The organism is Rothia nasimurium (assembly GCF_928392795.1).
GTDB lineage: Bacteria > Actinomycetota > Actinomycetes > Actinomycetales > Micrococcaceae > Rothia > Rothia nasimurium_F.
In genome coordinates, this window is sequence record NZ_CAKMTJ010000002.1 from 161,055 (window position 1) to 186,721 (window position 25,667).

General features: G+C 61.8%; 18 protein-coding genes and 2 riboswitches. Of the genes, 4 read left to right on the plus strand and 14 right to left on the minus strand.

What is annotated here, in order from left to right; all coding sequences use genetic code 11:
* The 6 genes from L6963_RS03565 to L6963_RS03590 all read right to left on the minus strand — a co-directional run bounded on the left by L6963_RS03565 (window position 1) and on the right by L6963_RS03590 (window position 7,105).
* Window positions 1-621 (minus strand): hypothetical protein, encoded by a 621-nt coding sequence (locus tag L6963_RS03565; protein WP_237207011.1) that lies wholly within the window; start codon window positions 619-621, stop codon window positions 1-3.
* 126 nt (window positions 622-747) lie between these two features.
* Complete coding sequence (locus L6963_RS03570) at window positions 748-2,856, minus strand: AMP-binding protein (RefSeq protein ID WP_237207012.1); 2,109 nt, start codon at window positions 2,854-2,856, stop codon at window positions 748-750.
* A gap of 380 nt (window positions 2,857-3,236) precedes the next feature.
* Window positions 3,237-4,133 carry a type IV toxin-antitoxin system AbiEi family antitoxin domain-containing protein gene (locus L6963_RS03575; protein WP_237196747.1) on the minus strand — a complete coding sequence of 299 codons (897 nt, stop codon included), beginning with the start codon at window positions 4,131-4,133 and terminating at the stop codon, window positions 3,237-3,239.
* A gap of 256 nt (window positions 4,134-4,389) precedes the next feature.
* A complete protein-coding gene (locus L6963_RS03580) occupies window positions 4,390-5,247 on the minus strand; it encodes an ABC transporter permease (RefSeq protein ID WP_237207013.1) in 858 nt (285 codons plus the stop codon).
* A gap of 2 nt (window positions 5,248-5,249) precedes the next feature.
* Window positions 5,250-6,290 carry an aliphatic sulfonate ABC transporter substrate-binding protein gene (locus L6963_RS03585; protein WP_237207014.1) on the minus strand — a complete coding sequence of 347 codons (1,041 nt, stop codon included), beginning with the start codon at window positions 6,288-6,290 and terminating at the stop codon, window positions 5,250-5,252.
* Between the two features lie 8 nt (window positions 6,291-6,298).
* Window positions 6,299-7,105 carry an ABC transporter ATP-binding protein gene (locus tag L6963_RS03590; protein WP_237207015.1) on the minus strand — a complete coding sequence of 269 codons (807 nt, stop codon included), beginning with the start codon at window positions 7,103-7,105 and terminating at the stop codon, window positions 6,299-6,301.
* Window positions 7,106-7,109: 4 nt separating this feature from the next.
* Window positions 7,110-7,203, minus strand: a riboswitch (SAM riboswitch).
* A gap of 201 nt (window positions 7,204-7,404) precedes the next feature.
* A riboswitch (SAM riboswitch) is annotated at window positions 7,405-7,505 on the plus strand.
* 108 nt (window positions 7,506-7,613) lie between these two features.
* Between L6963_RS03590 and L6963_RS03595 the strand changes: the two genes are divergently transcribed.
* Window positions 7,614-9,080 (plus strand): LLM class flavin-dependent oxidoreductase, encoded by a 1,467-nt coding sequence (locus L6963_RS03595; RefSeq protein WP_237207016.1) that lies wholly within the window; start codon window positions 7,614-7,616, stop codon window positions 9,078-9,080.
* Between the two features lie 99 nt (window positions 9,081-9,179).
* Here L6963_RS03595 and cls read toward each other — a convergent pair whose 3' ends face one another.
* A complete protein-coding gene (gene cls / locus L6963_RS03600) occupies window positions 9,180-10,679 on the minus strand; it encodes a cardiolipin synthase (RefSeq protein ID WP_237186916.1) in 1,500 nt (499 codons plus the stop codon).
* A 141-nt stretch (window positions 10,680-10,820) separates the two neighbouring features.
* On the opposite strand from cls, the gene L6963_RS03605 reads away from it, so the two are divergent.
* Window positions 10,821-11,477 carry a TetR/AcrR family transcriptional regulator gene (locus L6963_RS03605; RefSeq protein WP_237207017.1) on the plus strand — a complete coding sequence of 219 codons (657 nt, stop codon included), beginning with the start codon at window positions 10,821-10,823 and terminating at the stop codon, window positions 11,475-11,477.
* Window positions 11,478-11,588: 111 nt separating this feature from the next.
* Complete coding sequence (locus L6963_RS03610; protein ID WP_237207018.1) at window positions 11,589-12,551, plus strand: phosphoglycerate dehydrogenase; 963 nt, start codon at window positions 11,589-11,591, stop codon at window positions 12,549-12,551.
* A gap of 124 nt (window positions 12,552-12,675) precedes the next feature.
* On the opposite strand, the gene L6963_RS03615 is transcribed toward L6963_RS03610, so the two are convergent.
* A complete protein-coding gene (locus tag L6963_RS03615; protein WP_237207019.1) occupies window positions 12,676-14,427 on the minus strand; it encodes an ABC transporter ATP-binding protein in 1,752 nt (583 codons plus the stop codon).
* A 76-nt stretch (window positions 14,428-14,503) separates the two neighbouring features.
* Between L6963_RS03615 and L6963_RS03620 the strand changes: the two genes are divergently transcribed.
* Complete coding sequence (locus tag L6963_RS03620) at window positions 14,504-15,124, plus strand: PH domain-containing protein (protein ID WP_237209140.1); 621 nt, start codon at window positions 14,504-14,506, stop codon at window positions 15,122-15,124.
* A 91-nt stretch (window positions 15,125-15,215) separates the two neighbouring features.
* On the opposite strand, the gene L6963_RS03625 is transcribed toward L6963_RS03620, so the two are convergent.
* The 6 genes from L6963_RS03625 to L6963_RS03650 form a co-directional block, all read right to left on the minus strand.
* Window positions 15,216-16,427: an ABC transporter permease gene (locus L6963_RS03625; RefSeq protein WP_237207021.1), complete on the minus strand. Its 1,212-nt coding sequence runs from the start codon at window positions 16,425-16,427 to the stop codon at window positions 15,216-15,218.
* The gene (locus tag L6963_RS03630; RefSeq protein ID WP_237207022.1) at window positions 16,427-17,959 is read right to left on the minus strand and encodes an ABC transporter permease; all 1,533 of its coding nucleotides are present in this window, start codon (window positions 17,957-17,959) and stop codon (window positions 16,427-16,429) included. Before L6963_RS03630 ends, L6963_RS03625 begins: the two co-directional genes overlap by 1 nt.
* Before the next feature lie 150 nt (window positions 17,960-18,109).
* On the minus strand, window positions 18,110-19,864 hold the full coding sequence (locus L6963_RS03635; protein ID WP_237207023.1) for an ABC transporter family substrate-binding protein: 1,755 nt from the start codon (window positions 19,862-19,864) through the stop codon (window positions 18,110-18,112).
* Between the two features lie 253 nt (window positions 19,865-20,117).
* Window positions 20,118-20,597 (minus strand): GNAT family N-acetyltransferase, encoded by a 480-nt coding sequence (locus L6963_RS03640; protein ID WP_237207024.1) that lies wholly within the window; start codon window positions 20,595-20,597, stop codon window positions 20,118-20,120.
* A 133-nt stretch (window positions 20,598-20,730) separates the two neighbouring features.
* Complete coding sequence (locus tag L6963_RS03645) at window positions 20,731-22,833, minus strand: glucose PTS transporter subunit IIA (protein WP_237207025.1); 2,103 nt, start codon at window positions 22,831-22,833, stop codon at window positions 20,731-20,733.
* Between the two features lie 254 nt (window positions 22,834-23,087).
* Window positions 23,088-25,610: an HAD-IC family P-type ATPase gene (locus L6963_RS03650; protein WP_237207026.1), complete on the minus strand. Its 2,523-nt coding sequence runs from the start codon at window positions 25,608-25,610 to the stop codon at window positions 23,088-23,090.
* Window positions 25,611-25,667: the final 57 nt, after the last annotated feature.

The window sequence follows — 25,667 nt, forward strand, 5'->3', positions numbered from 1 at the left end:
TTAGCCTCCCTTGGTTCCGCCGCCGGTCTTCGACCCGCCGCCAAAGCCGCCGCGACTCTTCTTGGTGGTGGTGTCTTTCTTGGCATCCTGGTTGAAACCGCCGTAGGAGTCCCCGCTCTGGCTCGATTTAACCTGCGAATTTTCCACGGTATAAGAGCTCTTTGACTCGCGGAAAGACTCGGCAAACCCGCCGCCCTGCGAAGGCAGGTTACGGAAGATCGTGCCATCGGACGGGCGAATCTCCGACCCGCCTGCCACCTTCTCACCCACCTTGGGCAGGGTCGATGACGAAGAATAGGGCACCCAGTAGGAGCGCCCGGTGCCGCCCCCGCCGCCACTGCTGCTGGAACCTGAGCCGCTGCCGTCCTCGCACTCGGAGTTCTCAAGACGCTGCCCGGTGCCCGGGTCGTAGCAAATCTCGGCGTACTCCTTGGAACTGCCGCTGATCTGCGAACTGGTGGAGGAACGTCCGCCCTGCTTCTGCGACGACGAGGACGAACTACCCAACAGCGGCGCCACACGGGCAGGGGTAGCGTGGTTGGTAGCGCCAATACCGATAATGGCCGCCCCGCCCGCAAGCAGGGCCAGCACGGTCTTGGTCGCGCGTGAGAACCTTGGCATGAAATCTCCCGATGGTAGGTGAGTGTGTTCCCTCCCTATTTTAGGACGGGTAGGCGCTCACCTGCGCAAAGGGGCGCCCGCAGAGTGGGCAGGCGGACGCGGACGCGCGGGGCGGTTCGGGTGCCTCTAGCGGGTTGCCAGCACCTGGGCGATAGCTTCGAGAGCTTCCTCGTTCTGCAGGGAGGAGGTATCGCCCAGTGACCGGCCCTGGTAGAGCTCACCGAGCAGGCGGCGGGTAATCTTGCCCGACCGGGTCTTAGGAATATCGGCTACGGCGATGACGTCCTTGGGCTTGGCAATCGGCCCAATCTCGTGGCGGATGTGCTCGGTCAGCGCCGCCTTCAACTCTTCGGCGCTCAAGGCACGACCGGCCTCAGAGAGAGTCACATAGGCAACCGCCTGGTGGCCGGTCAGCTCGTCCTCCACCGGGCAGACCCCGGCCTCCACCACAGCCTCATGCGTGACCAGGGCAGACTCAATCTCAATGGTCGACAGGCGGTGGCCCGAAATGTTAATAACATCGTCGATACGACCCAGAATATAGACATCGCCCTCGTCATCGACCTTGGCGCCGTCACCGGCCAGGAACCAGCCGCGCTCGCCGTAGTGGCGCCAGTAGGAATCGAGGTAGCGCTGGGGGTTGCCCCAGACCGTGCGGGCCATGGACGGGCCAATCTTATCGACCACAATGAAGCCCTGCAGGCCGGGCTCCACGTCGACCCCGTGCTCATCGACCACGCGGGTTGAGATACCCGGAACTGCCCGGGTCGCACAGCCGGGCTTGGACGCGGTGTGGGGTGCGTCGTCCGCGAAGGTGCCAGCGGGCGCGAACTGGGGGTCGTGCGGACGCGGCGAGCAGACGGTCGAGCCCGTCTCGGACTGCCACCAGGTGTCGATGAAGGACGCGGTGCCCCCGCCCACGTGCGTCCGTAGCCACCGCCAGGCCTCGGGGTTGATGGACTCGCCCACCGACCCCAGCAGACGTACCGACGAGAGGTCGTACTTGTCGGCGGGTGGGCCGTCGGGGAAGGCCCCCATGAGGGAACGAATCAGGGTGGGAGCGGTGTAGTAGTTGGTCACCCCGTAGCGTTCAAGCACCTCAAAATGGCGCTCGAAGGTGGGGGTGTTGGGGGTGCCCTCGTAGATCACTTCGGTGACGCCGTTGAGCAGCGGCCCGTAGATTTCGTAGGTGTGGGCGGTGACCCAGGCCAGGTCGGCGGTGCACCAGTGAACGGTGTTCTCGACCTTGGCGGGGTCGTTGATGGTTGATAGCTCGTCCACGCGGCGCTGACCGCGCTCGTCCTCAATCTCGGGGAGCAGGTCAAAGAGCAGGGCGTGGGTGTAGGCAACCTGGGTCAGGTAGCCCGCGGACGTGTGCACCAGGCCCTTGGGCTTACCGGTGGTGCCGGAGGTGTAGATGATAAAGAGCGGGGTTTCAGCGTCAAAGAGCTGGTAATCGTGGGTGTCGGGTAGGTTATCGACCAGGTCGTGGTACCAGACGTCGCGGCCCTCGGTCCAGGGCACGGCGGCGTGGGCTTCGGGGGTGCCCGCGGTGCGGTCAACCACAATGACGTGCTCGATGTTGTTTTCACCCGAGCAGGCTTCGTCGGCGGTGGCCTTAACCGGGACCACGGTGCCGCGGCGGTTCTGCCCGTCGGTGGTGATGAGCACCTTAGCGCCGGTATCTTCCACGCGGAACTTCAGAGCCTCAGCCGAGAAACCGCCGAAGACCAGGGAGTGAATAGCGCCAATACGGGCGCAGGCAAGCGTGAAGATGATGGTTTCGGGAATCACCGGCAGGTAAATCACCACACGGTCACCCTTGCCGACGCCCAGCTTCTCCAGGCCGTGGGCTGCCTTAGCGATCCGGCGCTGCAGCTCGGCATAGGTAATGGCCTCGCGGTCACCGGGTTCACCTTCGAAGTAGAGAGCCACCTTATCGCCCTGACCCGCTTCGACGTGGCGGTCTACGCAGTTGTAGGCAACGTTGAGCTTGCCGCCCTCGAACCACTTAATCTCGGGCACGGTGAACTGCTCGATACCCTCATCATCGAGGCCCAGGCTCTGCGGCTTGGCGAAGGTGTGGGGGTTGGCTTCGTCAAACATCTCACCCCAGGTCAGGCGGGCCTTGGCCTGGTCAGCCCAGAACTGGATTCGGGCTTCATCTGAGATGAGCGCCGGGTTGGGCGTGGGATTGAAGGGGTCGGTGTACACGAAGTCGGCAGGTGCGCCCAAGGGTATCTCCCATCGGTAGCTGGCTGTAGCACCGGCGCCGGTTCTCGCAGGACGCCCGTGGGCGGCTTGTTCGGCGTGGTTGCTGCGATCGTCGTAGAGCCAGGTCTCTCGTATCGCTCTTGATGGACAAAATCTCTTTCAGGGTAAGCACCTGCGAGCCACTGCTACTAAACCGTGACGCCCCTTAACGTTTATGACGCCGCGTGACGCACGTCCGTCCGCCTGCGTCCGCTGCCCCCGCACGTCCGTCCGCCCCGCTGGCCTTGAGTGTGGCGGGAAATGCCATCTGCACGAGAACCGTTCGCGCTGATGGCACTTACCGCTACACACAACTATCACGCCCATGCATAAGGAGGCTGCACCCCGCATCCGCTGCACTTCTAGCGCACCCCGGCACCAATCAACAGAGCGCGGAAGGCCTCGGGCGACCGCATAATATCGTCCCAGGTGACACGCAATACCCGGTACCCGAGTTGCTCGAGATCCCGGTGGCGTCGCTTCTCCCGCCGAATCACATGAACCGGGTTACCATGACTGCCGTCGTATTTCACGTTGCCATCAACCTCCACAATGACCCGAAACTCCTCCCACAGAAAGTCAGGACGGTACACAGAATTACCTACCCGGATACTCACCTGTTCCTGAGGTGGGGTGAAACCCCAGGTCACAATGCGGTAGCGGGCAATAGTTTCTGCGGGGGACTCAGCCTTATCACTCATCAGTTCTGCAACCGCACGAGCGGTGCACACACCCTTGCCCTTCAGCCGCGTGATAGCTTCCCGTAAACCTTCCATCGATACAAGCTTTCGGTTCAGAAAGTAGTCAGCAACGCAGAGAGCATCAAGTACGGGGAGAGTCAGAGCGCAATCAAGCACGGTCTGCAGCGGCGAGGTAACGAAGGCTCCCTGATGGAAGATACTGTCAGCGCATATATCTTCACGCCCTCTACTGACGTGCACCTGCGGCCGTGACCGCACCGTGGAGGCGGGGTGGCTCACCCAAATTTTGCGGGGGAGACGCAGTAGAGGGGCATCCCACCACAGTGCTGCGGATACATGACTGAGCACATAATGCTGGTGCGTTTTGATAAAGCTGACGTGGCGAGCTTTGGTGCGGGTTGCCTCGTCCCATTGAATCCACTGCTGGGCATCAACATAGGCGTTAGGCATAATTCGAATCAGCCTGCCTTGAGCACAGCGCCGGCGGATGGTGGAAGGGCTGATGCCTCCGTGCCTTAGCTCTCGGGCGGTTTTGATGTCGTTGAAAAAATGTTCCATGGGGCGACTCTTGCCCTGGAAAGCTGACATGGCAAGAGCTACCAGACAATCTGTGGATAACTTGTGCCTAAATCGGCGGGTCTTTGCTGCCAGCGATTAATGTGTCGTGATGGTGACGCGGATGTGCAGAGGCATGGCACTCGCAGCAGCGGCACTCGTGAATGTAACGCTAAATGCCATCTGCACGAGAACCGTTCGCGCTGATGGCATTTAGCGTTACATTCAAGGGTGAGAGACGAACCTCCCACCTCTTCTTCTAGTTGCTGGGGAACCGGGCCTTGACCCAGCGTTCGAATACACCCAGCAGGGCGTCGGTGATCTTACCCAGGATAGCGAGTAGCACGATGGCCAGGAGCAGGCGGTCGGTGCGGCCGTTGTTCTGGGAGTCGGTGAGCAGGAAGCCCAGCCCCATCGAAGCACCGAGCAGCTCGGCGGCGACCAGGAAGAGCCATGCCTGCGCCAGGGCCAGCCTCAGACCCGAGACCACAGCGGGCAGAACGGCAGGTAGCTGCACGGTGGTAAAGAGGTTGATGCCGCGGACGCCGAAGGTGCGGGCCGCTTCAACCAGCTTGGGGTCCACGTGGGCTAGGGCAGCTGAGACGGTGGTGTAGACCGGGAAAAAGGCACCGATAGCGATGAGGGTGACCTTGGAGTTCTCGCCGATACCAATCCAGAGCAGTAGCAGGGGCACCCAGGCCAGCGAGGGCACAGCGCGCAGAGCTCCGATGGTGGGGGCTGCGAGCACCTGGGCCCAGCGGGAGAGCCCTACCCAGGCTCCGAGCAGCAGCCCCAAGAGAGCGCCGATGCTGAAGCCCAGTACCACGCGCTGGGTTGAGATTGCGACGTGCAGGCCGAGCTGGCCGCGTCCTGCCAGATCGAGGGCGGCAGCAACCACCTTGGAGGGGGCGGGGAGCTGAACTGCGCTGAAGACCCCGGCGGTGCTCAGGTACTGCCAGAGCGCCAGAAGAATCAGGGGCAGCAGGGCGCCGAGCCAGGGAGCCCACCTGCGGGTCAGCAGGGGGCGGCGGGGCGGGCGCGCGGACGCCGGTGTTTCGGTTCGCGCCAGACGGCGGCGGGTTGCCGGCCGGGTGGTGAGGTCAGAGGTAACTGACATGACTACTCAGCCACCAGAGCAGAGACGCGGGCGGGGTCGGCCTTGGCGGCAAAGGTGTCATTGACGATGCTGCCCAGGGCGGTGTCTACTTCGTCCTGTGAGGCAACGTCGCCGGATTCGACCAGGTAGGGGCCGACCTTCTCCAGTACGGCGAGCTGCTTGTCGCCGGGTACGTTATCGATGTCGAGGTAGGTGCGGTCCCAGACGACCTGGGCGGTTTCAAGCTCAATTCCGGAGCCGTCCGCCAGGATCTGCACGGCCTCTTCTTCGTTGGCGAGTGCCCAGTCGCGGGCGTATTCGTAAACGTTAACGATGGTCTGGGCAGCTTCGGGGTCGCTCTCGATGAAATCCTCGGTGGCGTTCAAGAAGCCGTAGGTGTTGAAGTCAACGTTGCGGTAGAAGAGGGTGTTGCCGTCCTCAATTTCGGCGCTGGCCATGATGGGGTCGAGGCCGCTCCAGGCATCGACGGTGCCCTGGTTGAGGGCGGTGCGGCCGTCGGCGTGCTGCAGTTGCTCGATGGTAACTTCGTCAGGTGATACACCGGCTTCTTCCAGTGCCTGGAGCAGGAAGAAGTAGGGGTCGGTGCCCTTGGTGACGGCTACCTTTTTACCGGCTAGATCAGCTACCGAGCTGATACCCGAGTCGCTGGTAGTGACCAGGGCTGACCATTCGGGCTGGGAGTAGAGGTCAATCACCTGGATAGGGGAGCCGTTAGAACGGGCCAGCAGGGCAGCTGAGCCTGCGGTGGAACCCACGTCAATGGCCCCAGAACGCAGGGCCTCATTGGCCTTGTTCGAACCGGCTGACTGTACCCACTCGACGTCCTTACCCTGCTCTTGTAGGGCGGTCTCAAGCCAGCCCTTTTCCTTGATAATCAGGGAGAGCGGGTTGTAGGTGGCGTAGTCGATGGTGACGGTGGTGTCACCCGCTGCGGCAGAAGTATCGGCGGTAGAAGCGTTTTCCCCTGCCAGGCACCCGGTCAGTAGTAGGGTGCCGGTTGCGAGCAGGGCAGAAGTGGTGGTGAGACGAGAAATGAGTGACATGTGTGTTCCTAGTGTTCTTCAACGCCGAGTTCGGCCAAAAGTTCTTTACGCAGGGACGATAGCGCCGGGTTGCCACGGTCGCGCGGGCGGTGATCGGGCACCTCAACGATGCGGGCAATCGTCGCGGGTGCGGCGGGGCCTGGCTTACCCAGCACAATCACCCGGTCTGAGAGGTAAAGGGCCTCTTCCACATCGTGGGTGACGAGCAGGACGGTGGCCGGGTCATGGGCATGAATATCGAGCAGCAGATCCTGCATGTTGATGCGAGTCAGGGCATCAAGGGCGCCGAAGGGCTCATCGAGCAGAAGGACGCCGGGGTTCCGCGCCAGCGCCCGGGCCAGGGAGGCGCGCTGAGCCATGCCACCGGAAATCTCACGGGGGCGGTGCTGGGCGTAGTCTGCCAGCCCCACGACATCCAGAAGGCGGGCAACCTGCTCGCGGGCAACGTCCTTGGGGGTACCCTTGGGCAGACCTAGCGCCACGTTCTTTTCAACGGTGCGCCAGGGCAGCAGGCGCGGCTCCTGGAAACCAATAGCCACACGGGAATCGAGACCCCGTACCGGGCTACCGTCAATCGTGACGGTACCGGCGGTCGCTGCCCCCAGGCCGGCAGCAGCCCGCAAGAGGGTTGACTTGCCACAGCCCGAGGAACCAATAATCGAGATAATCTCACCGGGGTAGGCGGTAAAAGAAACGTTTTCAAGGACGGTGCGGGTTTCCCCGCGCTCGCCGATGAAGGTCTTGCCGACGGCATTGAAGTCGATTTCGCAGGCGGTGAGGGTGGTGGGGGTGCGTTCTAGCGTGGGTGCGCTCATGCTTTCTCCATCGTCTCTTGGCGTTAGCACCGACCCCTGGTGTAGGGAGGTTGCTGCGACGTCGTTGAGCCAAGTCTCTCGGTCGCTCTGGATGGTTAACGCTTTCAACGCTAGGGGCGTTTGTTGGAACTGGGCAAGAGTATGACGCGGTATTTCGGTCGGTTACGAGTGTGACGCTGTGGGTAAAACTGACCGGAACCCGCCGGCGTCCGTAACAGAGCTCAACACACGCCACAATGTGAAATGCAACCCGAGATGCTTGCACCTGGGCGGGCCGGGCGGGCTACACTAAATCTCAAGATCAAGAGTCCCAACGTCAAGCTCTGGCTAGTTGGGCGGCAACCCTCTCCCGTAGCGGGGTGCCCCAGATGAGGATCAGGCAGTAATGCAAGTACGGCGCAACCAGGCGCCACCTTCGCGAAGGCTCGGTGCCTTTTACTTTGGGTAAGGACGCCGGTGGCAGCACGGGCGCGGAGGGCCAAGCACCACCTGTGAAAGGGCCCGGTTCATGACCGAGAAGAAGCGCATCGTCGTCAACGCCTTCGATATGACCACCACCAGCCACCAGAGCTTTGGCCTGTGGCGTCACCCCCGCAACCGGGCGGATGAGTACAACACCATCAAGTACTGGACCGACCTGGCTAAGGTCTGCGAGAAGGGCCTCTTCGATGCGGTCTTCATTGCGGATGTGGTCGGTGTTTACGATGTCTACAAGGATTCAGTAGCTCCCGTGCTGAAGGACGGCGCCCAGGTTCCTGTGGGTGACCCCTTCCTGCAGATTTCTGCTATGGCCGCTGTCACCGAGCACCTGGGCTTTGGCGTGACCGCCGCTGTGACCTACAACCAGCCCTACACTCTGGCCCGCTCCTACTCCACCCTGGATCACCTGACCGGTGGTCGCGTGGGCTTCAATGTGGTGACCTCCTACCTTCAGTCTGCTGCTGAGAACCAGGGTCTGCCCGGTCAGATTGAGCACGATGAGCGGTACGAGATTGCCGAAGAGTTCCTCGACGTCTGCTACAAGCTGTGGGAAGGTTCGTGGGAGGACGGCTCGGTACCCCGCGACCGCGAAAACGGCGTCTTCGCTGACCCCTCGAAGGTGCACCCCATCCTGCACAAGGGCAAGTACTTCCAGGTTCCCGGCATCGCCCTGACTGAGCCTTCCCCCCAGCGCACCCCCGTGATTTTCCAGGCCGGTGCGTCTTCCCGCGGTCAGGCTTTCTCTGGCCAGCACGCTGAGGCTATCTTCATCACCGCCCTGCGCCCCCACCTGACTAAGGTGCTGACCGAGCGCATCCGTAATGAGGCTGAGAAGGCTGGCCGTAAGCGCGATGACGTCAAGATCCTGGCCATGCTCTCTGTGGTGGTGGATGAGACCGACGAGAAGGCCCAGGCCAAGTACGCCGAGTACCTCAAGTACCAGAACGTTGAGGCTTCCCAGGGCATTATTGGCGGCTGGAGCGGTCTTGACCTGGATCAGTTCGATGAGGATGAGGCCCTCAAGTACGTCGAGACCGAGTCTATCCAGTCCTTCCTGACCCCCTTCACCCTGCAGGATAAGGAGAAGGAGTGGACCCGCAAGGACATCGCCGAGCACTGCGCCACCGGTGGCATGGGTGCGGTTTTGGTGGGTTCCCCCCAGACTGTTGCCGATGAGCTGGAGAAGTGGATTGACGAGGGCGGCCTGGACGGCATCAACCTGGCTTACCACGTTTCCCCTGGCTCCTTTGAGGACTTCGTTGAGTTCGTTGTTCCCGAGCTGCAGAAGCGCGGCCGCTACCGCACCGCCTATGAGGGTTCCACCCTGCGCGAGAGCCTCTTCGGTGAGGGTAACAAGTACGTGGACGAGCGTCACCCGGCTGCCAAGTACCGCGGTGCCTACGCGGGTAAGCCCTCCGCTGCCGACACCCCGGCCCGTGACTTCCTCAAGCTGGCGCTTGAGAACGCTGAGAAGGCTGAGGACGCAGGCCACTAGGTCTTAGAGCTGTAAGGACGCCGCCCCCCCCGCACCTTCCTGCCAACGGGCAGGGGAGTGCGGGGCGGCGTCCTTATCTTCTTTAAGTCGTGCCGACGCCTAGAGCAGGGCGCTCCACAGGCGGCAGAGGTTCTCGGCAACCTTCTGGTGGTTGGGGCGGTTGACCCACTCGTCGTAGCGCAGGCGCTTGCAGCGGGAGATGTAGTCCCGGGCTACGCCTTCGAGTTCCTGCACCATAGCCTTGCCCACGATAAAAGTGGAGACCTCAAAGTTGAGGGCGAAGGAGCGGGGGTCCATGTTGGAGGAGCCGATGAAGGTGATTTCGTCGTCCACAATCATGAACTTGGAGTGCAGAACGGTGGGGCCGGGGTACTGCTGAATGTTCACACCCGAGCGGAGCAGCTGCTCGTAGTAGGAGCGCTGCCCCATAATCGGCAGGAACTGGTCGCCCTTCTCGCAGACGATCAGGGTCACGTCGATACCCGAGAGTGCCATGTTGGTTAGGGCCTGCAGCAGGGTTTCTTCGGGTACGAAGTAGGGGGAGCAGATGATGATGCGTTCTTCTGCGTTGTAAATCAGGTGGTTGATCAGGCGCAGGTTGTTTTCGGTTTCGAAACCGGGGCCAGAAGGCACGATTTGGGCGAGCGGACGCTGGCCCTCCTGCCCTGCCTCATCGTGGGCTTCAATGTCGGCGTCGATTTCATCGAGCAGGAGTTCCTTGGTTTCGGCATACCAGTCGGAGACAAAAACCGCGTTGAGCTCGTGCACGACGGGGCCGGTGCAGAAGAAGGAGAGGTCCTTCCACACTAGGCCCTTTTTGATGTTGCCCTTGAGATTGTAGGTGCTATCGATAGCATTCTGGGAGCCGGAGAAAGCCAGCTCGCCATCGATGACCACAATCTTGCGGTGGTTGCGCAGGTCGGGCCGCTGCCACTGGCCCTTCCAGGGCTTGAGGGGCAGCATGAGCCGCCAGGGTACCCCTGCATCGTTGAGCTTGCGCTGGAGTTCCTTCCAGCGGGGGTACTTGCGGGACCCGATATGGTCGATGAGCACGTGAACCGCTACACCGCGCTGGTGGGCGCGCACCAGGGCATCCCAGAGGGGCTCTGTGGTGCTATCGAGGGCGGTGATGTAGAACTCGAAGTGAACGTACTTCTTAGCCTGGTCGATTTTCTCGGCGATTTCCTGCAGGGCCGCATTGTTGTCGTGGCGTAGCTCGAAGTCGTTGCCGCCAATCAGGGGCAGGGCACCGAGCTTGTAGTTGAGGTTAGCTGCCACCCGCGCAGGCTCAGAGAGCTCCGGGTCGCCCAGCACGGCGTCGTCCCCCTCGATGGAGTCCTTAATAATCTGGTTCATGCTGCGCTGGCGGCTGCGGCGGTGCCGGGGCACCAGGTTGGAACCAAAAATCAAGAAAGCAAACAGGCCCACGAAGGGAATAAAGAAAATCGCCATCAGCCAGCCGAGCGCGACCACCGGTTTACGGTTGTAGGGCAACCAGAAAATAACGGTGATGCGGATGAGGATATCGATAACGACCAGGGTTATCGAGAGCCAATCCGGCAGGTTCGTGATATCGAGAAAAGGTAGGCTGAAGTTCACCTTTCTAAGTCTACCCGGGGTCCGAGTGCGGGGTGGGGCTTGTCCACATAGTCAGAAAGCTCTCTACGCGCGATGCTCGTACCCTGCCCGTAATATCTCACCTAGCTTAGGTTCTCTGCACCTCTGCAATAGACTGGTGGTGTGAAGAAACCCGAGAAGTCCGTGCGCCAGCAGCGCCGCGAGCGAACCCACACCGCCATCCACGAGGCTGCCCTTACCCTGGTGCAAGAAAAGGGCCTCAAGGCCACCACCACCGACGAAATTGCTGAGCTCGCCGGGGTGAGCCCCCGCACCCTTTTCAACTACTTCGCGAGTAAAGAGGACGCGGTGCTGGGCCTGCGCGCCCCCATCATCACCGAGGACATCCTGCAGAAGGATGCCGCCCGCCAAGACCTCTACATCTTTGAGCGCGTCGCCCACCTGATGCTCGACATCATGGTCGCATCGGTCGACAGCCCCACCTACCCGCAGGTGCGCCCCCTGGTGCAGGAATACCCGGAGCTGCGCTACCGCCTGAAAACTCACCATATCGAGTGTGAAAAGACCCTGGCTGACCTGCTGCGCACCGTCAACTGGGTGGAGTTCAGCGCGAGCGGACGCCGCGGCCCCTGGCCCTACCTGCCTGAAAGTGAAGCCGGAGAAGGGGCCTCAGAACCCCGCCTGCGTGCAGCCCTCTGTATCACTTCGGCCCTGCTCCGCTATATGGACTACACTCGCGGTGTGCCCGAGAGCACTGAACGTGATGAGATAATCCGCGAGGCCGTGCAGACCTTCCGCCACCTGCTGCGCGAGGACTAGCCGCGACCCCGTCCGTCATGCTGCGTCACGGGTAGGCCTGGCAGGGCCCTGCGGGGGTAAAGTGGCTAGTGGGTGCCCCCGCGCCTGACACTTGGAACAAAGGAGTACACCATGAAGATTCTTCTGCCCACATCAATCACCCTTGACCAGAGCGCCCTGGGCGCTGAAGCCGGCGATGAGCTGGTCAGCTACGACCCCACCGTCAACATCGACCCCGAACATCACGACGCCGATGTGCTGGTGGCATGGGGCAACACCAACGACCAGCTCAAGGACGCCGCCGCCCACCTTCAGCAGGTAGAGCTGGTCCAGGCCCTGCTGGCAGGCCCCGACCAGGCCCGCGCCGCGGGCTTCCGCCCCGAGGCCGTCATCGCCTCCGGCAGCGGCCTGCACTCAAAGACCGTTGCCGAACACACCCTGGCCCTGGCCCTGAACTTTGTACGCTTCCTGCCCACCCTGGCCGAGCACCAGGCACAGAAGAACTGGGCCACCGAACTAGGCGGCCCCCAGGAGCTGCACCCTGCTGACCAGGTCACCACCCTGCTCGGCGCCAAGGTCACCATCTGGGGCTTTGGCTCTATCGGCCAGGCCACCGCCCGCCTCTTCGACGCCTTCGGCGCCAAGGTCACCGGTATCGCCCGCTCAGCAGGTGAGCGCGCGGGCTTCCCCGTGGTCGCCACCGACGACATCGACTCGGTCCTAGAAACCACCGACATCCTGGTCATGATCCTGCCTAACTCCGAGGAAACCAAGAACTCCCTCGACGCCGCCCGCCTGGCCAAGCTGCCTCAGCGGGCTTACGTCATTAACGTCGGCCGCGGCCCCACCGTCAACGAAGCTGACCTGATTGAAGCCCTCAACTCAGGGAGCATCGCCGGTGCCGCCGTCGACGTTGTAGTTGAAGAGCCCCTGCCCGCCAGCGACCCCCTGTGGGACGCCAAGAACATCATCATCACCCCCCACTCAGCGGGCGGCCGCCCCGTCGAGCCCGAAGCCCTCATCAAGCAGAACCTACAGGCCCTGCGCGACGCCCGCGCGGGCAAGGACGCCGACTGGCGCAACAAGATGAACTAGGGGAGTGGAGTTAAGGGGTAGGGTAGGGCGCTAGCACGTCCTTTGCATTCTCTGCCACCGAAATACACGTATAGGTACACAAAGGAGCTCCACCAGAATCTGGCGGAGCTCCTTTTAGTTGTCTTTAGCTGACGACGTGGCCGGTTTCGTCCAGCAGCTTGGCGCGCAGCTCGCGGCGCTCAGCCTGGGCGTCCGGGTCGGGCAGCGGCACAGCGGCCAGCAGGCGCTGAGTGTAGACCTCACGGGGGTGGCGCAGGATCTGCTCGCGCGGGCCCTGCTCTACGATTTCGCCGCGGCGCATCACCGCGATACGGTCAGCCAGGGCGTCAATGACTGCCAGGTCGTGGGTGACGAAGAGGCAGGCGAAGCCCATTTCTTCCTGGAGCTCACGGAAGAGTTCCAGCACGCGGGCCTGAACCGAAACGTCGAGTGCTGAGGTGGGCTCGTCCGCGATGAGTAGCTTGGGCTTGAGGGAGAGGGCGCGGGCGATACCGACGCGCTGCTTCTGACCGCCGGAGAGCTCGTGCGGGTAGCGGTTGCGGTAGGAGCGGGGGAGCTCTACGCGGTCGAGGAGCTCCTCGATGCGCTTCTGCAGCTCCGCACCCTTGGCGACGCCGGCCAGCATCATGGGCTCACCGATGGATTCACCGATGGGCAGGCGGGGGTTGAGCGAGGATGAGGGGTCCTGGAAGACCATACCCACGTGCTTGCGTACCTCGGCCAGGTCCTTGCGGCTGGGCTTGCGCATGTCGACGCCGCAGACGTTTAGCTCACCTTCGGCAACCTGCAGGAAGCCGACGGTTGCGCGGCCGATGGTGGACTTACCGGAGCCCGATTCACCCACGAGACCCAGTACCTCACCGGCACGGATTTCGAGGTTGGCGCCGGTGACGGCGCGGAAGGGGCCAACCCGCCCCTGCTTGGGGTACTCGAGGGCGACGTCCTTGAGGGAGAGGATGACGTCGCCGGTGCGCTGGGGGGCTACCTGCTCTAGCAGGGCGGTGGCCGGACGCTGGTTTTCGGCGGCGTCGTCGATGGCGGCGTTCACGTCGATTTCGTCGCCACCCAGGTGGAGTACGGCACCGAGTAGGGCCTGGGTGTACTCGTGCTGGGGGTTGTTGAAGACCTCGTGGATTTCTCCGGTTTCAACGATTTGGCCGCGGCGCATCACAGCGACGCGGTCGGCCAGGTCGGCGACTACACCCATGTCGTGGGTAATGAGGATGATAGCTGAGTTGAGCTTCTTCTGCAGGTTGCGCATGAGCTCAAGAATTTCAGCCTGAACGGTCACGTCGAGCGCCGTGGTGGGCTCATCGGCAATGAGCAACTTGGGGTTGGTTGAGAGAGACTGGGCGATCATGGCGCGCTGGCGCTGACCGCCCGACATCTGGTGGGGGTAGGAGTTGAAGGCCTTGATGGGGTCGGGCATTTCGACCATCTCAAGCATCTTGATGGCTTCTTCTTTAGCCTCTGCCGGTGAGACGTTCTTGTGCAGGCGCAGGGTTTCAACGATCTGGTCGCCCACGGTCATGACCGGGTTCATGGCGGTCATGGGTTCCTGGAAGATTACGGCGACTTCTTCACCGCGCACACCGAGCAATTCGGTGTTGGACAGGCCAACGAGTTCGCGGCCGTTAAGCTTAACAGAGCCGGTGACGCGGGCGTTCTTGGGCAGCAGCCCAATCATACCCATGGACGAAACTGACTTACCTGAGCCGGATTCACCCACAATGGCGAGGACTTCACCGGCATGTACCTCGTAGTTGAGGTTCATGGCGGCGGGAACCCAGGTGCGTTCGACGCCGAAGTCAACGCTGAGGTCGCGGACCTCGAGGACCGGCTGGGCGCCGGTTGGCTGAGTGGTTGGTGTATTCACTGGTTTTCCCAACTCTTGGTTGTTTCTGTAGAGGTTAGTGGGGTGGAGCTGTCTCATCTGAGAGAATCGAGAGACTATGAAGTCTCAGTATTTGCAGAACCCTCCGGTGACCTTTCGCGTGAAAACCGCCCCCTTCTATACCTGGTGCGCTGTGCTGGTTGCAGCGAGCGTGCTGGTGGCCTTGGCGGTCAGCGGTGGCTTATCAGCCCTGCTGACCGGTGGCTGGGGTGTGCTGTGGATGGCTTACACGGTGTGGTACGTGTTAGGCCGGTCCAGCCTGGTAGCTGGTGCCGACGATATCACCATCTACAACCCCTTTGTGACGCATACGGTCAATTATGCGGCCCTTATCGATGTTTCGACTAAGTACCATCTGACCCTGGTGACTCCCACCAAGCGTTATCAGGCTTTTGGTCTGCCTTCAAGCGGGATGGTGGCGTCCCTTTCTGCCCACCGTCAGGATCTTGAGCGCCTGCCCGCTATCACCTACGGTGCGGAGCGGTCAGTGCGTGCCTCGGACCTGCCGAATTCGGCGGCGGGGGCAGTTGCTTTGGTGTTGCGCGGCTACTGGCAGGAGCTGGTTGAGGACGCTGCCCTTGAGGCGGTTCCGCCCCGGCAGGAAAGCCGGGTGGACGCCCGTGGGCTGGCTATCTTCGTCCTTCTGCTGATGGCGGCTGTAGGGGGCCTAGTGTTCTAGGCTCCGGGTGAGCCGGGAGGTTCTGCCTTCTCTATTCGGTTATCAACGAGGCGGTGAGTGCTGGTGCGCTCACCGCCTCGAGCGATGAGAGCTACTTGTTCTGGGGTGAGCCCGCTGGGCCGTCCAGGTCCTGGTCAAGGGAATCTGAGGTGCGGGTGCTGTGCGGGGTCTCTACCTCCGAGGCAATGGAAGCGTGCACGGTGGCGGTGCCAGCTCCGGCAGCGGCTGCTGCGGGGGCGGCTACAGAACCGTCGATGCCCACACCGTTTTCGGCTGAGTGGGCGGTGCGCTTGGTTGCCTTCTTGGGGTTGAACTTCTTCTGGCGGGGGTCAAAGGCGTCACGCAGGCCATCGCCCACAAAGTTGACGGCCAGTGAAATCACCAGGATGAAGAGGCCGGGGAACCAGAAGAGCCAGGGGCGGGTGGAGAAGGCTGACTGGTTAGCTGAAATCAGTGAACCCAGCGACCAGTCGGGGGCCTTAATACCGAAGCCCAGGTAGGAGAGCGCGGTCTCGGTCAGAATGGCGGAGCTCATCATCAGCGACACGTTCACGGTGACCACGCCGATGGCGTTGGGCAGGATGTGCTTGAAGATGATGCGCATATCTGAGGCACCTGCCAGACGGGCGGCGTCCACGAATTCGCGTTCACGCAGTGAAAGGAATTCCGCGCGCACCAGACGGGCCAGCGATGACCAGAAGAGCAGACCCACGACCACACCGAACATGATGGTGTTCCAGATGCCGTGGAAGTAGCTACCGGCCAGCTTACCGAGCACGGCGGTCAGCAGCATCAGGGGGATGATGATGACCATGTCGGTAAAGCGCATGATGACGGCTTCAATCCAGCCGCGGTAGTAGCCTGCCAGGCCACCGAAGAGCACGCCGAGGAAGCCGGCGATGCTGGTAATCAGGATGACCACCAGGAAGGTGTTCTGCACACCGCGCATGGTCATGGCGAAGAGGTCACGGCCGGTGGCGTCCTGGCCAAACCAGTGCTGGGCGTTGGGGGCTGCACCGTTCACGATGGGGTTCATCTCGGTGTAGTTGTACTTCCACCAGCCGGGGATGGGGCCCACGCCGATGGAGGTGAGGGCCAGCAGGAGCACGGCGACCAGGATAGCCAGTGAGATGACCGCGCCGGTGTTCTGGCGGAAGCGCTTGCGCACAATCTGGCCCTGGGTCTTACCCACGGACTCCTGGGCGCGGATGTCGACGTTGGTTTCGACGGAGCGCAGGGCGGTGGTCTCGGTGGTGGGCTCCTTAGCGGGCCCTGAGCTGAGGTTCTTGTCGTTGGTGCTCATTATGCTTTCACCCTCACACGCGGGTCGAGGGCTGAGTAGAGGAGGTCAGCCACAAGGTTGAAGACGAGCGCCAGGATGCCGGTAAGCAGGAAGACGCCCATGACGGGGTTGGGGTCGGTGTGAGCCAGCGAGTCGAGGAAGAGGGTACCCATGCCCTTGAAGGCGAAGATACGTTCGGTGATCGCTGCGCCGCCGATGATGCCGCCGATGTCCATGGCGATGATGGTGGCCAGGGGGATCAGGGCGTTGCGGAAGGCGTGCTTCATGACGACGGAGCGTTCGGAAACACCCTTGGCGCGGGCGGTGCGGATGTAGTCCTGGTTCATGATTTCGAGCATGGACGCACGTGAGTAGCGTGAGTAGGAGGCCAGCGAAATCAGGGTCAGGGCGATGGTGGGGAGCAGGATGTGGGTGAGGGTATCTGTGTTCAGAATCCAGAAGTCACCCTGCAGGTTGGGGGTAGAAGCGTTGGCGGTGGGGATAGGACGGCCCTTGATACGGCTGTTGCTGATGTAGGCGGGCCAGGCCTGCATGAAGCGGTCGGCGATAATCAGCAGGGCCATGACCAGGCCGGTGAGCATACCGACGCGGGCACCCTGGCCCTTGTCGTAGCCGCCCCAGAGCAGGCCAACAACCCAGCCCAGAGCCATGAAGGCTAGGGCAATCAGAATGACCATGAGCATGGTGGCCAAATCGAGCAGGTCCTGCAGGGGGAAGTAGGCAGCTAGGCCAGCGACGACCATGGTTAGACCTGCACCCAGGGCACGGCGGTTACGCAGGCCGGAGACCAGGATGGTGAAGATGATGGCGGCGCCCAGGCCCAGGGGCAGCATGAAGGGGATGCCCAGGAAGGGGGTGAGGAACCACTTAGTGGTGGAGACGAAGATGATAGCGCCTGCGGTGATGGCGAAGCCCAGCAGACCCATCAGGTAACGGGTCTTCTGCTTGCCGAAGGACGCGGAGTACCAGAAGAGGCCTGCTAGAACCGATATGAGCAGGGTCGTGGGTATGGTGACCACCGGGTTTCGGAGGAAGTCGTTGAAGCCGATGGCAACGAATTCCTTGAGCAGAACTGCAATCCAGAAGGAGGGCAGGGAGAAGAAGAGGAAGCTGGCGAAGGTCACGGTGTAGTCCAGGCCTGAGTACTGGCGCAGGGCTGAGATGATACCCAGGCTGACACCGATCAGGATGGAGAGCACGGTGGCTGCTACGACCAGGGTAAGGGTCTGGTAGACAGCGTTAGAGAGAAGCTGGGTGACGGGTGTGCCTGCCAGGTTCTGACCAAAGTCGCACTTACCTGCAAAGCAGCCAAGCACGCCGCCAAGCCACTTGAAGTAGCGCAGCGGGGCGGGGGTGTCCAGGTCCAGAGCAGCAATGCGCTGGGCAATGAGTGCGTCTTTGTTAGGGGAGGACGATGTGCGTAGCTCTTCGAGGGGGTCACCCGCGATTGCTACGAGGTTGTAGATGAGGAACGATGCACCGAAGAGGATGAAAACTGCGGTGATCAGGCGCCTCACGGAGTACATGAGCATGATGAATCCTGATGGGTAGGGGAGCACACCCTGGGAATAGGAGGGTGCTCTCAAAACAGCCAGAGGCGCGGACGCTCGTGAGCGTCCGCGCCGTAGGGCAGTTACAGATTGTTAGTTGCCATCTGTAGCGTGACTAGAGCGTAACTGTACTTACTCTGCGATGTCCCACTCTTCGATGTTCCAGGTCAGGGGCTGCTGACCGGGCTTGGGCTGCACACCGGTGATGGTGTCCGAAACCGAGGTAACAGCGATGGACTGGAAGAGGGGCAGACCGTAGCCGTCCTTGAACAGTTCGCCGTCTGCCTGCATCTTCAGTTCTTCGATGCGAGCGGTGTCGGTGGTGGTCATGATTTCATCGGCTGCTGCGTCAACGGTTGCGTTGGAGTAGCCGGTGAAGTTGGAGGATGAACCGGTCTTGAAGATCTGGCCCAGTGAGGAGTTACCTACACCTGAGGAAACCCAGCCGAAGATGGATGCCTCGTAGTCGCCACCGCCCAGCAGAGATGACCACTGCTCGCTACCGGCGTCAACAACCACGAAGCCTGCCTTCTCAGCGGATTCCTTGATCATCTGGAAGGAGTTGATGCGGTTGGGGTTCTTGTTGTTGTAGAGGATACGGATGGTGGGGGTCTGGCCGCCCAGCAGTTCCTTAGCCTTCTCGATGTTGGCGTCCATGTCGTCTGAGGGGTACTCAGAGGAGTTGTTGGACTCAACAGTCTTGGCGTAGTTCTCAGCGTCGGAAGCTACGTAGAGCTGGGAGTTCAGAACCTGAGCATCGGCGTCCATGGGCTTGATGAGCTTGTCGACGATGTCCTGGCGGGGAACGGTCAGCAGGAAGGCCTTACGGACGTTCTCGTCAGCGAAGGGTGAGCCTTCCTTGACGTTCAGATCCAGGTGGTCGTAAGCCTGGTCGGGCTGGGTCTCGGTTACAACGCCGCTCAGAGCTTCCAGCTGGGAGACGGTGTCGATGGAGGCCTGGGGGGCAACAGCGTTGACTTCGCCGTTCTGCAGAGCCTGAATCTGAGTTGCAACGTCGCCCTGTACCTTGAGCACAACCTCGTTGATGGCGGGCTTCTTGTCACCCTGGTAGTTGGGGTTGGCGGTCAGGGTCACTGACTGGTTCTCTTCAACAGCGGTGACCAGGTAGGGGCCGTTGCCCACGGTCAGAGCTTCGTTGGAAGGCATGGTGGTGGTGTTGTAGCCGGTGTTCCAAGCGTCTGCGATCTTGCGCAGGTTCTCGTTCTCTTCACCGGGGGTAGCGGTCTCGATGGCCTCGATGAGCTCGTCTTCGGTCATACCGGCCAGCTCAGCAACAACGTGGGCAGGCTTGTCGATGTCGTAAGCGATTTCCCAGTCAGCGAAAGCCTTGGGGTAGGTGAAGGAGATGGAACGGCCGTCTTCGCTCACAACGGGGACCTCTGCGCCGCCGAGGCCAGCGGTTTCACCTGCGAAGTCGAAGTAGGTGAGTTCGCCGTCTTCGCTGTCGAAGTGGCCTGACTGAGCAGCCCATGCCAGGAGCAGGTCGCCCTTGTCGATGTCGTTGCCATCTGACCACTTCTGGTCGTCGTTGACCTTGTAGTCAACCTTGATGCCTTCGCCCTCTTCAGTCATGGAGTAGGTGCCGAACCACTCGTTGTGGCGGATGTCGAAGGTGTTGGTGATGGTGTAGAAGCCACGGTTGGTCATCTGGGCGATGATGCCGTTAGTGTCTGAGTTACCTTCAGCGGTGCCTACGTTCAGTGAGGAGAAAACGTTGGTGATAGCAATTGAAACTGACTTGTCTGAGGCAGCTGCGTCGGAGCCTGAGGTGCTGGAGGCGCCGGTGTCGGAGCTGGCGCAGGCTGAGAGAGCCAGGGCAGCTACAGCTGAGAGGCCGAGAGCTGAGGAAATGCGGGTCTTGCGCATTGGTGTCTCCTTGCTGAAAAGGGGAAATGTATGTTGTGGTCCGCGATCTTCACCCTGTGTGTGCGGGGGTGGCGGGAGCCTCCCCAGCTCTTGGGTGTGGTGAGTCACACGATGTGTAATGTATATACTAGGTCACTTTCGGGGAGCTGCGCCACAAAAACCCCTGTTTATATGTAAAACTCTTCAAAAAAATGTAAAAAGTACGTTACAGCGTCGTATTAGCTCATGAAGTGGCGCAGCTTTCCTTCTTCTGCTAGCGCTGGATGGTGCGCACCATATGCACGTGCTCGATACCAGCCTCAAGGTAGGGTTCGCCTACAATTTCAAAGCCTGCCGCCCCGTAATAGCCCTCAGCCAGGTAGGCCTGGGCACTAATAGAGATACGTTCAGCCTCGGTCTTCTCTTCAATCCAGGCTAGGGCCTCGTTCAGTAGGCGGCGTCCCAGGCCGGTGCCGCGGGCGTCCGGATGTACTGCCACCCGCCCCAGCGTCCACGCGCCGGGATCCGCCGGGTGGGCGTCGTCAGAGAAAGTGGCCAGGTCAAAGAGACGCAGGTAGGCCAGTACTTCGCCGCGCTCGTTGGCGTGGAAGAAGTGCAGGGCCTGCCGGTCTGCCCGGTCGATTTCGTTCTCTTCGGTAATCTTCTGGCCCACCACAAAGACCAGCCCGCGTAGCAGGTAAATCTCGTTGAGTTCATCAAGAGTCAGGTCATAAAAGGATTTCACGGTAAACATACAGTCATTCTAAAACCCGTTGAACTGCGCTTATTACCGGGCAGTAACTATGAGATTTGCTTAAAGGCATAGAAAGCCGCCCCGCACCGTCCGGAAGGACGATGCGGGGCGGCACACCTAGGCTGCGGCGGGATTACTTGGTGGTAACCTTCAGCAGCTCAGAGCCGGGCTGGACGGCGCCGGTAGCGCCCTCAACCTCAGCGAAGCGGTTGGTATTGGTGACCAGAACGGGGGTTACCAGGGAGTAGCCGGCGTTCTTGATGATCTCGGGGTCGAAGGTCAGCAGGATGTCGCCGGGATTGACGCGCTGGCCCTTTTCAACCTTCACATCGAAGCCTTCGCCGTTCAGGTTGACGGTGTCGATACCTACGTGAATGAGCAGTTCTACACCGTTGTCGAGCTTCAGGCCGATAGCGTGGCCGGAAGGCATGGTGACGGAGACCTTGCCGGCGGCGGGGGCTACCACGGTGTTGCCGGTGGGGACGATGGCGGCACCCTTGCCGAGCTTTTCGGCGGCAAAGATGGGGTCGGGGGTCTCAGACAGGGGAACTGCCTGGCCTTCGAGGGGGGATGCCATGGTCAGGACGGTGCCTGCTGCGGGTGCTGCTGCCTCTTCAGCGGCCCAGGGGGTAGCTGAGGTGGTGGCGGCGTCCGCTTCGTTGCGAACCTCGGTGGCTGCGGGGGTAGCTGCCTCGGCAGCGGACTCGCCGATGCCGGTTTCTGCAACGGCTGCGGCCTTGGCGGCAGCTTCAGCCTTCTGGTCCTTGGACTCGTAGCCGAAGATCAGTACACCTGCCATAGCGCCGAAGAAGGCGATGGCCAGACCAATCATGTAGAGGTACCAGGGCTGCATTGCGGGGATAGAAATCAGCGAGGTGAAGGCGAAGGCGTAGGACTTAACACCCAGGGCTGAGATGGTAGCACCACCGATGATGGCGGGAACCAGAATCAGGGGGAAGACACGCTTGTAGCGCAGGACGATGCCGTAGAGGGAGGGCTCGGAGATGCCACCGAGCAGACCCGAGGCGGCCGCACCGACAGCGGTCTGGCGCAGTTCCTTGTTGCGGCGAGCCACAATAGCAACACCGGTGACAACGCCGAAGACGGCGAAGTTGTAGGCGCCCATGGGGGACTGGATGAAGTCCACGCCGTCGGTCTGCAGGTTGTTAATCATGACGGCGTTCAGGGGCCAGTGCAGACCCAGGGGAACCATGAAGAGGTAGAGACCGGCGATGAGGCCACCGACCAGCCAGGGGGCGATTTCGTTGACGCCGCCGATGAAGTCAGAGATAGCCAGAGCGAACTTGATGCCGATGGGGCCGATGAGGAAGGCGGTCAGGGGCACCAGAATCATGACGGAGAGCATGGGCACGAAGACCATGTGCAGCATGGTGGGGATGACCTTCTTCAGGAAGCGCTCCAGGGGAGCCAGCAGAGCTGCTGCGAAGAGGGGCGGGAAGATCTGGCCGGTGTAGTTCATGACGTACAGGGGCAGGTCAAGACCCAGGAAGGGGACGCGGACGACGCCGTCCACTGCGATGTCTGCAAAGCCCTGGAAGGTGCCGGTCATGAGGGCTGCGGGGATAGCCGCACCGACCCACATGTTGGCGCCCAGGCGCTTAGCTGCGGTTGCGCCCAGCATGATGGGCATGAACTGCAGGACTGACAGGGAGGCTGCCAGCATGATGAACCAGAAGGGGAAGGCTGCGCGCCATTCGTTGAGCATGGCGGCTGCGGCATCGGCGTCGGCCAGGCGGGGGCCGTTGACGATGTCGATGTTAACGACCTGACCGGTGAGGTCGGTGTACTGACCGAAGTAGCCCAGCTGCTGCAGGAAGACGATCAGGGTCAGAATCATAGAGGTGCCCAGCAGCGCCCAGAGGATGGGGCGGAAGGAGTCTGAGAGCACGTCGAAGACGCGGGTCAGGGCGCCGGCCTTCTTCTCGTCGGTAGCTACGGCACCCTTGGAGGCGCTTTCACCGACGGAGCCCATGCCGGGCAACTTGACCATTTCGTTGTAGACCGATTCGACCTTGTCGCCGAGGACGACCTGGGTCTGGCCGGACTGCTCGATGATGGAGAGCACACCGGGGATGTTTTCGATTTTGGTGCGGTCGATGGCGCTGTTGGACTTGGGGGTCACGCGCAGGCGGGTGGCGCAGTGGGTAAAGTGCGAGATGTTCTCGGGGCCGCCCAGGCCTTCGAGAATCTTTTCGCCCATCTGTGAGTTGTTCACGGGTGGAACCTTACTGGTGTGTACGGACTGCTAGCGGGTTCTTAAGACGAAAAAGACCCGAGTTGCCTATCGAACCGTGTGCCCTGATGCGGGTAGACGGGTGCTCATGGAAGCGGCGTGGGCGCGGGTGCACCGGTGCCGTATGAGCTGATAGCAACTCAGGTCTTGCCTGCTGAACCAGTAACAATCCTGATGATTGACTACATAGAGTGTGGGGTGTGAACCCCGTTCGTGGTCAAGCGTACTCCCTGAGGTTAGCCCTGTGCAAGTACCTGGGGGTGTTTGGCTCGCAGCCAGGCGGTGTGCAGGCGCAGGTTGATTTCGATAGCTAGGCAGCCCAGAGCGGCTGAGCCTAGGGTGGCTAGTAAGTATGCCCCGGTAGGAATGGTGAACTGGTGGTACCAGAGCGAGGGCGGGAGTAGGAGAACCAGGGCCAGCCCGGCGTACATGGCCGCCACGATAGCCAGGCGGACGCCGCGCACGGGCCGTACTACGGTGGTGATGTTGTAGATGCCCATGAGTACAAGGGCGATGAAGGTGGCGGTCTGAATTTCCGCTGTCGCCACCCCAGCGAGAGCGTGCCCGTAGCCGTTGACGAAGACCAGTACCGCTGTGATGATAACGGCTGCCGGTAGGGCATAGTGCAGGGCCCTGCCCAAGAAGCCGCTGACGTAGCGGCGGGTGTTAGGCAGCATGGTCAGGAAGAAGGCGGGGCCACCTACAATGAGCAGGTCGGCGGTAGAGTACTGACGCGGCAGGAAGGGGAACTGCCAGCAGAGCACGCCCAGGGTGAGACCCAGCAGGATAGCGAAGGCAGTCTTGGTGAGGAAGAGGTTGGTGACCCGCTCGATATTGGCGATAATCTTGCGCCCCTCGGCGAGTACACCGGGTAGGCGGTCAAAGCGTCCGTCGAGAAGCACTAGGCGCGATACTGCCTTGGTGGCAGGCGCTGCGTTGCCCATGGCGATGCCCAGGTCGGCGTGCTTGAGGGCCAGGGCGTCGTTGATGCCGTCACCGGTCATCGCTACTACGTGCCCGGCCTCGCGCAGACCCAGCACCATGTTCTTCTTCTGTTCGGGGGAGACCCGACCAAAGACGGCGTGGGTTCGGGCAGCCTCTACCAGCTCAGGGCCAGATTCGGGCAGGGTTGAGGCATCGACCGCACCGGCTGAGACGTCCATACCGGCGGCTGCCGCTGCGGCCGCTACCGTGCGGGGGTTATCGCCAGAGAAGACCTTCAGGTCGATGCCCTGGCTTCTGAAGTAGGCCAGGGTTTCGGGGGCCTCGGAGCGTACCTGCTCACGGAAAATCACGAGCACCTGGGGCTCAAGGCCAGCAGGAACCCGGGTGGCTACCTTGCCGGAAGGCTCGCGCAGAAGGGCGGGGGCGTGGGCCAGCACCAGCACACGCAGCCCGCTCTCGGCTAGCTCACCGGCTAGGTCGCGGGCAGCAGAGCCCTCGGGTAAAAGTGCCTCGGGGGCACCGAGTAGCCAGGCGCCGGTGCCCGTGAACTCTACACCGCTAAAGCGCAGGGCAGATGAGAAGGGCAGGACGCCGGTGGCAGCCGGAGCGCTAGCACCGGCAGGGGCTGCGGCGCCCGCTGCTTCAGCAAAGGGCTCTTTCAGGGCAGCCGCGGTGGGGTTGGCGTTCTGGTCGGCTCCCAGCCAACCCAGGGCGGCAGCCCAGCCATCCTTAACTCGGGAAGCGGCGGCGGCGTCCTGATGCCCGGTCTCTGCCCAGAGCACCTGCCCGGTCAGGGAGCGAACCGAATCAAAGCGCACCCCGCCCTCGGTCAGGGTTCCGGTCTTATCGAAGCAGACGGTATCAACGCGGGCCAGCACCTCAACGGCGGGCTGCTCCTGAATCAGCACCTCGGTGCGGGCCAGCTTAACCGATGCCACGGCAAAGGAAATCGTGGTCATCAGGGCCAGGCCCTGGGGAATCATGGAGGCCACCGACGAGACAGAGGTAATCAGGGCATCACGCCAGGCCCCTGAATCAAGGGCCAGCTGCCAGCCGCCAGCGGCCTGCATCTGCCCGTTGAGCACAATCGCGATAATGGGAACCAGGGCCCAGGTAATCCAGGTGACCACCCGTTCCATACCCGCCCGGAGCTCCGAATGGATGGTGGTGAACTGGCGGGCTTCGGCCGTAATTTTCGCGGCGCGGGAGGTAGCCCCCACCGCCGTCAGCCGCACCTTGCCCGACCCGCCGATCACGGATGAAGCCGACAGGACGCCGTCCCCCGGTACCTTACCGACGGGGTCGTTTTCGCCGGTGAGCAGGGATTCATCAAGGTCCAGGCCGTCGCTGGTGAGCACCACGGCGTCGGCAGGAACCTGGTCCCCGCGCTTGAGCAGCACAACGTCGTCAAGAACCAGCTCATCGAGGGCAACCGGCACCAGTTTGCCGTCGCGTAGGGCGGTGGCGGGGTCGCGGCGTAGCAGGGCAATGCGATCCAGCTGACGCTTCGCCGAGAACTCCTGGGTGAAGCCGATGACCACGTTGGCAATAGCAGCCAAAAGGAAAAGGGTATCGAGCCAGGAACCCACCAGAATCACCGCCAGCCCGCAGAGCCCCAACACCAGGTTAAACATGGTGAACAGGTGGGTGCGGATAATGGTCGCGGTAGAGCGGGAGGTCGCATTATTCTGCGTATTCACTAACCCAGCAGAGGTGCGTTCAGCGACCTGCTCGCTGGTGAGCCCACCGGCCTCAAGGACGCTATTTGGAGGGGTACTCACATTCACGCGGTGGGCAGGCGCGGTGTGAGACATAGGGGCTCCTTGGGGCGTCGGGCGGGGTGAAACTAGTACCCAGTCTAGTGGGAGAAG